Source organism: Kitasatospora sp. NPDC127121 (genome assembly GCF_042677305.1).
In the GTDB taxonomy this organism is placed as follows: domain Bacteria; phylum Actinomycetota; class Actinomycetes; order Streptomycetales; family Streptomycetaceae; genus Kitasatospora.
Map to the genome: position 1 here is coordinate 110,082 of NZ_JBHXTQ010000014.1, position 10,488 is coordinate 120,569.

7 protein-coding genes and 1 pseudogene are annotated in these 10,488 nt (G+C 73.5%); 2 read left to right on the top strand and 6 right to left on the bottom strand.

Annotation, left to right across the window (positions count from 1 at the left end; all coding sequences use genetic code 11):
- Window positions 1-93 precede the first annotated feature (93 nt).
- From ACFVHI_RS10770 to ACFVHI_RS10785, 4 genes and pseudogenes are all read right to left on the bottom strand, one after another.
- On the bottom strand, window positions 94-1,722 hold the full coding sequence (locus tag ACFVHI_RS10770; RefSeq protein ID WP_380337814.1) for a thiamine pyrophosphate-binding protein: 1,629 nt from the start codon (window positions 1,720-1,722) through the stop codon (window positions 94-96).
- Between the two features lie 131 nt (window positions 1,723-1,853).
- Window positions 1,854-2,831 (bottom strand): annotated as a pseudogene (gene speB, locus ACFVHI_RS10775) (agmatinase); the annotation flags it as partial.
- Window positions 2,832-2,933: 102 nt separating this feature from the next.
- Window positions 2,934-3,740 (bottom strand): class II aldolase/adducin family protein, encoded by an 807-nt coding sequence (locus ACFVHI_RS10780; RefSeq protein WP_380337817.1) that lies wholly within the window; start codon window positions 3,738-3,740, stop codon window positions 2,934-2,936.
- 11 nt (window positions 3,741-3,751) lie between these two features.
- Window positions 3,752-5,236, bottom strand: a complete 1,485-nt coding sequence (locus tag ACFVHI_RS10785; protein ID WP_380337819.1) for a sodium:solute symporter — start codon at window positions 5,234-5,236, stop codon at window positions 3,752-3,754.
- A gap of 266 nt (window positions 5,237-5,502) precedes the next feature.
- On the opposite strand from ACFVHI_RS10785, the gene ACFVHI_RS10790 reads away from it, so the two are divergent.
- Window positions 5,503-7,065, top strand: coding sequence for a PucR family transcriptional regulator ligand-binding domain-containing protein (locus tag ACFVHI_RS10790; RefSeq protein ID WP_380337822.1), 1,563 nt, complete (start codon window positions 5,503-5,505; stop codon window positions 7,063-7,065).
- A gap of 272 nt (window positions 7,066-7,337) precedes the next feature.
- On the opposite strand, the gene ACFVHI_RS10795 is transcribed toward ACFVHI_RS10790, so the two are convergent.
- The gene (locus ACFVHI_RS10795) at window positions 7,338-7,967 is read right to left on the bottom strand and encodes a TetR/AcrR family transcriptional regulator (RefSeq protein WP_380337825.1); all 630 of its coding nucleotides are present in this window, start codon (window positions 7,965-7,967) and stop codon (window positions 7,338-7,340) included.
- 64 nt (window positions 7,968-8,031) lie between these two features.
- Between ACFVHI_RS10795 and ACFVHI_RS10800 the strand changes: the two genes are divergently transcribed.
- Window positions 8,032-8,550 carry a GNAT family N-acetyltransferase gene (locus ACFVHI_RS10800; protein WP_380337828.1) on the top strand — a complete coding sequence of 173 codons (519 nt, stop codon included), beginning with the start codon at window positions 8,032-8,034 and terminating at the stop codon, window positions 8,548-8,550.
- Between the two features lie 54 nt (window positions 8,551-8,604).
- On the opposite strand, the gene ACFVHI_RS10805 is transcribed toward ACFVHI_RS10800, so the two are convergent.
- Entirely contained in the window at window positions 8,605-10,329 is a 1,725-nt protein-coding gene (locus tag ACFVHI_RS10805) for an ABC transporter ATP-binding protein (protein ID WP_380337839.1), read from the bottom strand.
- Between the last annotated feature and the right edge of the window lie 159 nt (window positions 10,330-10,488).

Genomic DNA, 10,488 nt, shown 5'->3' on the forward strand with positions numbered 1-10,488 from the left:
GGCGTGGTGGTGTGGGGCAGATGGGGAGAGCGCGCCGGGCGGCGGGGACCGCAGGGCGGGGCGGGGGTCCGGCCGTCGCGCTCCCTCCGTGGTTCAGCCGTCCAGGTGGGTGGGCGCGAACATCCGCAGCAGGGTGGGCAGGACCAGCACGTTGGGGCCCGGGGCGGCGAGTGCGGCGGCCAGGTCCCGTGCGAGGTCGTCGGGTGTGGTCAAGGCGGCCGGGACGCCGAAGGACTCGGCCAGACGGACGAAGTCCGGGCGGGCCAGTTCGGTGGCGGTGGCCTCGCCGAAGGCGCCCGTCATGTACTCGCGCAGGATGCCGTAACCGCCGTCGTCGATGATCAACCAGGTGGCGTTGAGGCCGAGTTGGCGGGCGGTGGCGAGTTCGGCGAGCGAGTACATCGCGCCGCCGTCGCCGGAGACGGCGAGGACCGGGCGGCCGTCCGTGGCCACGGCGGCGCCCAGCGCGGCGGGGTAGCCGTAGCCGAGGCCGCCGGCGCCCTGGGCGGAGTGCATCGCCCCGGGGCGGCGGGCGTCGAAGGCGGACCAGGCCCAGTAGCCGAGGATCGTCATGTCGAAGAAGACCGGCGAGTCGTCCGGTAGCGCGTGGCGAACGGATGCCAGCAAGTCCTGTTCGAGTTCCAGCCCCTGGCCGTCGATCCGCTCCTGGACGCGCTTGAGCAGTTCGGCGGCCACCGCCTCGGCCCGTCCGTCCGGTACGGCGGCCGGTACCGAGTCGGAGAGGGCGGCCAGGGCGAGGCGGGCGTCGGCGTGGATGCCGAAGGCCGGGTGGTTGGCCTCCAGCTTGCCCGCGTCGGCCTCGATCTGGATGATCCGGCCGCGCGGCGCCATGGTGTGGTAGTTGCTGGACAGTTCGCCCAGGCCGGAGCCGACGACGAGCAGGACGTCGGCGTCCTCCAGCAGGTCGGTGGTGTGGCGGTCCTCCAGCCAGGACCGCAGCGACAGCGGGTGCTCCCAGGGGAAGGCCCCCTTGGCGCCGAAGGTGCAGGCCACCGGGGCCCGCAACAGCTCGGCCAGCCGCAGCAGTTCGTCACCGGCTCCGGCCCGGACCACACCGCCTCCGGCCAGGATCACCGGGCGTTCGGCCTCGGCCAGCAGCACCGCGGCCTCGGCGATCAGCTCCGGGCGGGGGATCGGCGGCCGGGGTTCGGCGCGCAGCCCGGTGACCGGCGGTACGGTCACTGGCGCGAGCAGGATGTCCTGCGGGATCTCCACCCACACCGGCCCGTACGGCGCGCTCAGCGCCGACTCCCAGGCGGCGGCCAGCGCGGAGGGGATCTGCGCGGGGGTGCGGGCGGTGTGCACGGACTTCACCACGTCGCGGAAGCTGGCCTGCTGGTCGACGAGTTCGTGCAGATAGCCGCGCCGTCGCCCACCCAGTCCGGCCGAGGGGATCTGGCTGGAGACGGCGAGCACCGGCACCGAGGCGGCGGCGGCCTCCTGGAGCGCGGCCAGCGAGGTGAGCGCGCCGGGCCCGGTGGACAGGAACAGCGGGGCGACCGTCCCGGCGGTGCGGGCGTAGCCGTCGGCGGCGAAGCCGGCGTTGTTCTCCACCCGCAACCCCACGTACCGCAGGTCGGAGCGGCGCAGCGCGTCGAACAGGCCGAGGGCGTGCTGGCCGGGCAGGCCGAAGACGCAGCGGGCGCCGAGCGTGGCGAGCGACTCGACCACCAGGTCGCCGCCGTTGCGGAGGTATGTCATGCGCGCACCTCGCCGGTGGCGTCGTGGGACTCCGTGCGGGTGGCGGCGGGGCCGTCGGGGCGTCCGTCGGTGCGTCCGTCCGGGCGGACGTCGGTGCGGTCGCCCGCGCCGGCTCGCGGACCTGGCTCCGTCCGTTCGCTCGCGATCTGGCGGGCCATCAACGTCGTCAGCTCGTAGGCGGTGTGCGAGGCGGCCACGGCGGTGATCTCGGCGTGGTCGTACGCGGGTGCGACCTCGACCACGTCGGCGGAGACCAGGTGGCAGCCGCTCAGGCCGCGGAGGATCTCCAGCAGTTCGCGCGAGGTGAGTCCGCCGGCCTCGGGGGTGCCGGTGCCGGGGGCGTGCGCCGGGTCGAGCACGTCGATGTCGATGGAGATGTACAGGGGGCGGTCGCCGACCCGCTCGCGCAGCTGCTGGGCGACCTCGTCCACGCCGCGCCGCAGGACGTCGGCGGAGGTGACGATGCCGAAGCCGAGCTTCTCGTCGTCGGTGAGGTCCTGCTTGCCGTAGAGCGGCCCGCGGGTGCCGACGTGGGAGAGTGCGGAGGTGTCCAGGATTCCCTCCTCGACGGCCCGGCGGAACGGTGTGCCGTGGGTGTACTCGGCGCCGAAGTAGGTGTCCCAGGTGTCCAGGTGGGCGTCGAAGTGCAGCAGCGCGACCGGCCCGTGCCGGCGGGCCACGGCGCGCAGCAGCGGGAGCGCGATGGTGTGGTCGCCGCCGAGGGTCATCAGCCGGGCGCCGGTGTCCAGCAGTTCGCCGGCGGCCGCCTCGACGGTGTCGACCGCCTCGTGGATGTCGAACGGGTTGGCGGCGATGTCCCCGGCGTCGGCGACCTGGGCGAGCGCGAACGGCGAGGCGCCCTGGGCCGGGTTGTAGGGGCGCAGCAGCCGGCTGGCCTCGCGGATCGCGTTGCCGCCGAAGCGGGCGCCGGGCCGGTAGGAGACGCCGGTGTCGAAGGGCACGCCGACGACCGCGACGTCCGCGCGCGGCACCTGGTCGATCCGGGGCAGGCGGGCGAAGGTGGCGGGCCCGGCGTAGCGCGGTACGCGGGAGGAGTCGGTGGGGCCGAGGGGGCTGTGGGGGGCGTGGGGGTCGGGGGCGGTGCTCATGGCTGCTCCTGTCGGGCGGGGCGGGGCGGGGCGGCGTCAGGGCGAAGTCGGGGAGTCGGCGTCGAGGTGTCGGCGCGTGGGCGTTGCGCCGGGTCGACGGGGTCAGTTCGCGTGGTCGGGGGCGATCCGGTCGGCGAGGCGCAGGAGAGCCGCCCAGGCCAGCTCGCCGGCCCGGTCGTCCTGGAGGTCGGAGCCGTGCTCCTGGCCGGTCAGCTGGCGGGCGGTGAGCTCGGCGGTCTCGCGGGACGGCAGGACGAGCGGGCCGCCGCCGGCCTGGGCGGCGATCTGGATCTCGCAGGCCTTGTCCAGGTAGTACATCCGCAGGAAGGCCTCGCCCGGTGTGCGGCCGACGGTCAGCAGGCCGTGGTTGCGCAGGATCAGCGCCGGGTGCCCGCCGAGGTCGGCGACCAGTCGTTCCTGCTCGGCCAGGTTGAGCGCGACGCCCTCGTAGTCGTGGTAGCCGACCCGGTCGTGGAACTCCATCGAGATCTGGTTGAGGGGCAGCAGCCCGTCCCGCTGGGCGGCGACCGCGCAGCCCGCCCGGGTGTGCGTGTGCAGCACGCAGTGGGCGTCCTGGCGGGCCGCGTGGACGGCGCTGTGGATCACGAAGCCCGCCGGGTTGACCAGATGGGGGGTCGGCTCCACCGGGTTCCCGGCCAGGTCGATCTTGACCAGGTCGGAGGCGGTGATCTCCTCGAACAGCAGGCCGTACGGGTTGATCAGGAAGTGCTGCTCGGGGCCGGGGACGCGGACCGAGATGTGGGTGAAGATCAGGTCGGTCATCCGGAAGTGGGCGACCAGCCGGTACACGGCGGCGAGTTCGCGGCGCAGCCGGGCCTCGGTCGGTGCCGTTGGTGCGGTCGGTACGGACGCAGTGGGCGGGACGGTCGGTGCGGCGGGCAGGCCCATGAGGCTTCCTCTCAGAGTGCGGCGGCCGGGGCGGTGGCGGCGGGAGCGGCCGGAGTCTCGGCCTGCCCGGCGAGCCGGCCGCGCCAGTGCTCCAGCACGGTGGCATCGGTCGGGCGGGTGGCCAGGCTGACGGTCAGGTAGGCGACCAGGCTCACGGCGAGGCCGAAGTAGATCGGCTCGTTGGCGAGGACACCCTTGGCGGCCATCAGCGCGATCACGGTGCCGCCGCCCGCGACCATCGCGGCGAGCGCGCCCGGCAGGTTGCCGCGCCGCCAGACCAGCCCGCCCAGGATCGGCACCAGCAGACCGCCGACCAACAGGTTGTACGCGACGGTGAGCGCCGAGATCACGTCGTCCAAGACGCAGGCGACGCTGATCGACAAGACGCCGAGGGCCACGATCGCCAGCCGGTTGGACCGCACCTCGTCATGGTCCGTGGCCGCGGTGCCCGACCCTCCCCGGCCGACGAGCGTGCGTACCCGGGCCCAGATGTCGTTGTTGGCCACGGTGGCGGAGGCGATCAGCGCGCCGCTCGCGGTCGACATCATCGCGGACAGCGCCGCCGCCAGGACCAGGCCGCGCACCCCGGCCGGCAGCGTGTCCTTCACGATGGTCGCGAACGCGCTGTCGGGGCTGGCCAGTTGGGGGTAGAGCGCCTTGGTGGCCATCCCGATCACCGCGCCGGCGACGGCGTACGCCAGGCAGTAGGCGCCGGCCACCGTGCCGCCGTACGTGGCCACCCGGTCGGTGCGGGCGGTGAACACCCGCTGCCAGATGTCCTGGCCGATCAGCATGCCGAAGGTGTAGATCAGCACGTAGGTGAAGATGGTGTCGCCGCCGATCGAGCCGAACGAGAAGTAGCCGGACGGCAGTTCGGCCTTCAGTCGGGCGATGCCGCCAGCCTTCACGACGGCGACGGGCAGCAGCAGGAACAGCACCCCGATGCTCTTCACCACGAACTGCACCATGTCGGTGAGGGTGATCGACCACATGCCCCCGAGCGCCGAGTAGCCGACCACGATGGTGCCGCCGATCACCACGGCCGCCCAGCGGGGCACGTCGAACAGCACGTCGAAGACGCTGGCGTAGGCGATCGTCGAAGTCACCGCCAGCATCAGGGTGTAGACCCACATGACCACGCCGGAGATCACGCTCGCCGCCCCGCCGTAGCGCAGCGACAGCATCTCGGCCACGGTGTACACCCGCAGTCGGGCGATCCGGGCGGAGAAGAGGATGCTCAGCGCCAGCAGGCCGAGCCCGATGGCGAACACCATCCAGGCGCCCGACAGGCCGTAGGAGTAGCCGAGCCGCACGCCGCCGATGGTGGACGCGCCGCCGAGCACGACGGCGGCCATCGTCCCCGTGTACAGCACCGGGCCCAGACGGCGGCCCGCGACGAGGAAGTCCGCCTTCGAGGAGGCGCGCCGCTTGCCCCACCAGCCGACGCCGACGATGCCCAACAGATAGCCGATCATCACGACGTAGTCGAGGGTCATGGGGGGTCCTCCGATCCGGCCGGACGCGCTGGGGGAGCGGGCCGGGCCAGGGCTGTGGGTGGGGGAGCAGGCGGGGCAGCGGGCGGGGCAGCGGGCGGGACTGGCAGGGCGCACAGGAAAGGCGGGGAACGGGGGGCGAGCCGGGGGCGCCCGAAGGAAAACGCCGTGCGCTGAACCTAAACCGCCCCACCTGGCCTGCAGAAGTATCGGATTCATCCAATATCGTGGTGTCAGATGTGCAAAACCTCCGACGAAAGGCCGCCGGCGTGCCCGACCCAGCCCCCGCTCCCGCCTCCGGCAGCCCCGCCATCCCGCTGACCGTCCTGCTCGCCGACCCCGTGCTCGGACTGCGCCGGATCGCCGGACCGGCCGACGACCGGCTGATCGGCACCGTCGGCACCACCGAGGTCGAGAACCCCGGCCCCTACCTGCTCGGCGGTGAACTGCTGCTCACCGCCGGAGTCCGCCTTCCGCAGGACGCCGAGGGCATCGACGCCTACGTGCGCTGCGTCGTCGAAGCGGGCGCCGCCGCACTCGGCTTCGGCGTCGCACCGGTCTACGACGAGGTGCCGGCCGACCTGGTCGCCGCCTGCGACCGGCACGGCCTGCCCCTGCTGCGGGTGCCCGACGGCACCCCGTTCGTCGCCGTCGGCCGGGCCGCCTACTCGGCGATGGCCGAGGCCGTCCACCGCGGCCTGCGGCAGATCTCCGAAGCCCAGTCCGCACTCGCCTCCGCGGCCGCCCGCCCCGACGCGCTGCGCGCGGTCGTCCAGCAACTCGCCGTGCACCTGGGCGGTTGGACGGCACTGCTGGACGGGCGCGGCGTCGAACTGTTCAGCGCCGGAGCGCGCCCGCCCGTGCCGGTCCTGGCCGAACTGAGCGCCCTCGCGGAACGGACCACCGCGCGCGCCGCAGGCCGCGCCCAGCCTCCGACCGCCGCCGCCCAGCACCACGCCGGGCGGCACCTGACCGTGCGGACCCTGCCCGGCTCGGACGGTTCCGGCGGCCCGCTCACGCTCGTCACCGCCGCCGAGGAACCGCCGACCGCCGTCCACCGGTCCGTGGCCGGGGTGGCCGTGGTGCTGCTCTCGCTGCTCACCAGCCCGCGGCACGCGCTCGGCACGGACGCCCGCAGCGCGGGAGCCCTGGTGCGGCTCCTGCTCGGCGCCGCACCGGAGGAGGCGGCCGCCACCCTGCTGCCGCCCGACGGCGCCTGGGTGGTCGTGCACGGCCGGCTGACCGGCCGGGCGGGCGGCGGCGGGGAGGCCGTCCAACTCGCCGCCCTCGGCACCGCCCTCGGCACACCGCACCTGCACCTGGACGGGACCTGGCTGCGGGCGCTGCTGCCCGGCTCGGCGGCTCCGGACCGGGTCGTGGACACCGAATCCGCCGCCCGGCTCGGCTGGACGCTCGGCGTCAGCGCGCCCGCCCCCACGGCGGAGCTGAGGATCGCCGACGCCCAGGCCGACCGGGCCCTGCGTCACGCGCTGGCCACCGGTGCCGCCGCCGTCCACCACCGCGAGGCCGTCGGGCCGAGCGTCCACACCCTGGTCGCCCCCGAGGACGCCGCCGCCCTCGCCCGCAGCACCTTCGCCCCGCTGACCGCCGCGGGCACCCCCGGGCCGGCCGTGCTCCGGGAGACCCTACGCACCTGGCTCGCCCTGCACGGCAGCTGGGACCGCACCGCGGCGGCGCTCCAGCTCCACCGCAACACCGTGCGCCAACGCATCGCCCGGGTCGGCGAGTTGCTCGCCGTCGACCTCGGCGACGCGGAGGTCCGGATGGAACTCTGGTTCGCCCTGCGCTGGCTCCCGCCCGGCGCGAACTGACCACGGGCCGCCGGCGCCGTCCGGCGGCGAGACGTGCGTGCGGGGCCCGGTCAACGGCGGGCCAACACGGCGACCTCCCAGCCGAAGCCCACCACCAGCCGGCCATCCGGCGCCACGGCCACCGTGCAGACCGGCATCGGGAACACCAGCTCCGGCCCGACCTGCTGGCCCGTGGTCAGATCCCCGCCTGCACATGGGCAGCGCACCGCCAGGACGCGAGCGCCGGCACACGAACACGAAGCGTCACGTTGGCGCAGGCCCCCTGCCGGGCGTCAGCCGAGGGTGGTGTCGAGGAAGGCGTGCCAGGCGGCGTGGACGCGGGCGGCGTGGTTCCCGCCACCCTCGTCGCCGTCCCCGTCCCCGTCCCCGTCCCTGCTCCCGCTCCCGCCCCCGCCGCCGTCGGCGAGGAGGTCCAGCAGCAGGCCGCGGAGGACGGCCAGCACCACGGTGGGATTCGCGCCGGTGCCGTCCAGGACGCGCTCCAGCGGCGGCAGCCACTCGTCCAGCGAGGCGGTGCCGAAGTCCAGCCAGGGCCCGGAGCCGCCGAAGGCGCGGACGTACCCCTCGAAGAACAGGTGTAGCGCGCCCCGGTGTTCGGGCTTCGTCAGCCACTCCCAGAGCAGTTCGAGGGTCTCGCGGGCGTCGCCGCCCTCGGCCTCGCAGCGCTCCAGCAGCGCGAGTTGCTCGGCCCGACCGACCGCCAGAACCTCCCGGACCAACTGCTCCTTCGACCCGAACAGGTACAGCAGCACCCGCGGGCTGGAGCCGATCTCGGCCGCCAGCGGGCGCAGCGAGAGGTCGGACACGTTGTGCTCGGCGACGTAGCGGACGGTCGCGGCGAGGATCTCCTCGCGGCGCCGCGACGGGCGGGAGCGCGCATCGGCGGGGGTGGGGGTGGACACGTGGTCTATCGTTCCACTGAAACGACTGTTTCAGTGGAAGTGTCCTCCTGGAAGGGATGCCAGCATGGCCGCCACCGCACCCGGATCCGCGACCGTCCGCGAGGCCGTCCGCCCCGGAGACCTCGGCACCGTCGCCGCCCTGCACGGTGTCCTCTACGCCCGCGAGTACGGCACGGACGAGACCATGGAGGCCTATGTCGCCGCCGGGATGGCCGAGTTGGTCCTCGCCCGGGCCCGCGAGGGCGGTGCGGCGCCCGGTCGTCTGTGGGTCGCCGAGCTCGACGGCCGCGTGGTCGGCGCCGCCGGCCTCGTCCGGGCGGACGAGCGCCCGGGCTGGGGCCAGCTGCGGTGGGTGCTCCTCGACCCGGTCGCCCGGGGCCGGGGCCTGGGCGGCCGGCTGCTGGACACCGCCCTGGACGAGGCCCGCGCCCGTTCGTACGAGGGCGTGCTGCTGTGGACCATCGCGGGCCTCGACGCAGCCCACCACCTGTACGCGAAGGCCGGTTTCGAGCTCACCGTCTCCCGTTCCGCCCGCAAGTTCGGCCTGGACACGGTCGAGCAGCGGATGGACCTGCGGCTCTGAGCGAGCGTCTGGCATAGGCGACTGGCACCCTTCCATCTTCCGCTCTTCAGGGCTTCAGGGTTTCGGGCCGAGGGAGCCACTCGCCCGGCAGAGCTCCGCGTACCGTCCGGCGCGGGCGAGAAGGTCCGCGTGCGTGCCCGACTCGACGACCCGGCCGCCGTCCAGAACGATGATCCGGTCGGCATGCCGGACGGTGGACAACCGGTGGGCGATCGTGATCGTGGTACGGCCCACGGAGAGCGCGTCAAGCGCTCGTTGGACCGCCTTCTCGGTGATCGTGTCCAGCGCGCTGGTGGCCTCGTCCAGGACGAGGACCGGCGGATTCCTCAGCATGGTTCGGGCGATCGCCAGGCGCTGTTTCTCGCCGCCGGAGAACCGGTACCCGCGCTCGCCCACGATGGTGTCGTACCCCTTCGGCAGGCTTTCGATCAGTTCATGGATCTGAGCGGCTTCGGCGGCGGCCGCCAGCTCACGCGCCGTCGCTCCGGGCTTGGCGAACCGCAGGTTGTCGGCCACGGTCGTGTGGAAGAGATGGGTGTCCTGCAAGACGATGCCGACCGTCTCGGCAAGGGTGGCGAAGCTGAGGTCACGGATGTCGACGCCGTCGATGGTGATCCGACCGCCCGTGACGTCGTAGAGGCGCGGAACCAGATGGCCGAGGGTGGTCTTGCCCGCGCCGGTGGCGCCGATGACCGCCAGCTTCTCGCCGGCCGGTAGGTCGAAGTCCACGCCCTGGAGGACGGGCCCCGAAGCCGGGTAGGAGAAGCTCACTTGCTCGAAGCGGACGTGTCCGTGGCGCCCGGCGAGCGGAACGGGATCCCTGGGCTCCGCGATGTCGACCTCGAGGTCCAGGTACTCGAAGACCCGGTCGAACAGGACCATGGAGCTCTGGATGCCGATGCCGGTCTGCAACAGGGTCATGACCGGCCCGAAGAGGCCCTGTTGGAGAGCGGTGAACGCGACGACGGTACCCACGGATATGGTCGGGCCACCGTGCCCACCGACGATTCCGGCCGTCCAGTAGAACGCTATCGGCATCGCGGCCACGATGATCGAGATGATGGACTGGCGCCATCGCCCGGCCATCGAGGACCGGACGGTCAGATCCGCGAGGTCCCGCGACCGCCCCGCGAACTCCTTGACGAGCGTGTCGGTGCGCCCCATCGTGCGGCCCAGCAGGAAGCCGCTGACCGACAGCGACTCCTCGATCAGGCTGAACATCACGGCGATCAGGCTCTGTTGCTGCTCGACGATCCCGCGCCGCTCCGCGCCGACCCTGCGGCTGATCCCGACGAAGAACGGGAGCACCCCGAGGGACACGGCCGTCAACTGCCAGTTCAGGGAGAGCATCGCCAGCAACGTGGCCACCACCGTGGTGGCACTGGCGACGATCGTGGCGGCCGCGCCGGTCACCGTCGACTGCATGGCTCCGATGTCATTGGCGATCCGGGACTGCACCTCGCCCGTGCGGGTCGCCGTGAAGAAGGACAGGGACATCCGCTGCAGATGCGTGTAGACCGCGGTGCGCAGGTCGTCCATCACCCGCTGCCCCAGCGTGACCAACAGGTAGGCCTGGAGCACTCCGGCGGACGTGCTGGCCACCACCAGGGCGAACATCCCGGCGGCCAGCCCGGTCAGCAGTCCGAGCCGGCCCTGGGGCAACGCGACGTCGAAGATCTGCCGCAGCATGAACGGCGGTGCGATTGCGGCCAGCGATCCGGCGGCCACCAGCAGCAGCACGGCGCCGAGCCGGAGCCGGTGCGGCACGAACAGGCCCATGGCCCTGACCAGTGGTGCGTGCCGCCTGTTCTTCCGTTCTCCGGCCAAGGGGCTCCTCCCTTCTCTCAGTCGGGCGCGTCCGCCCGGTGCCCCGGCCCGCGGGCCGGGGCACCGGGCGGATCCGTGTGAGTCGCCGGGCAGGGCCGTGCGGCGCCGGCC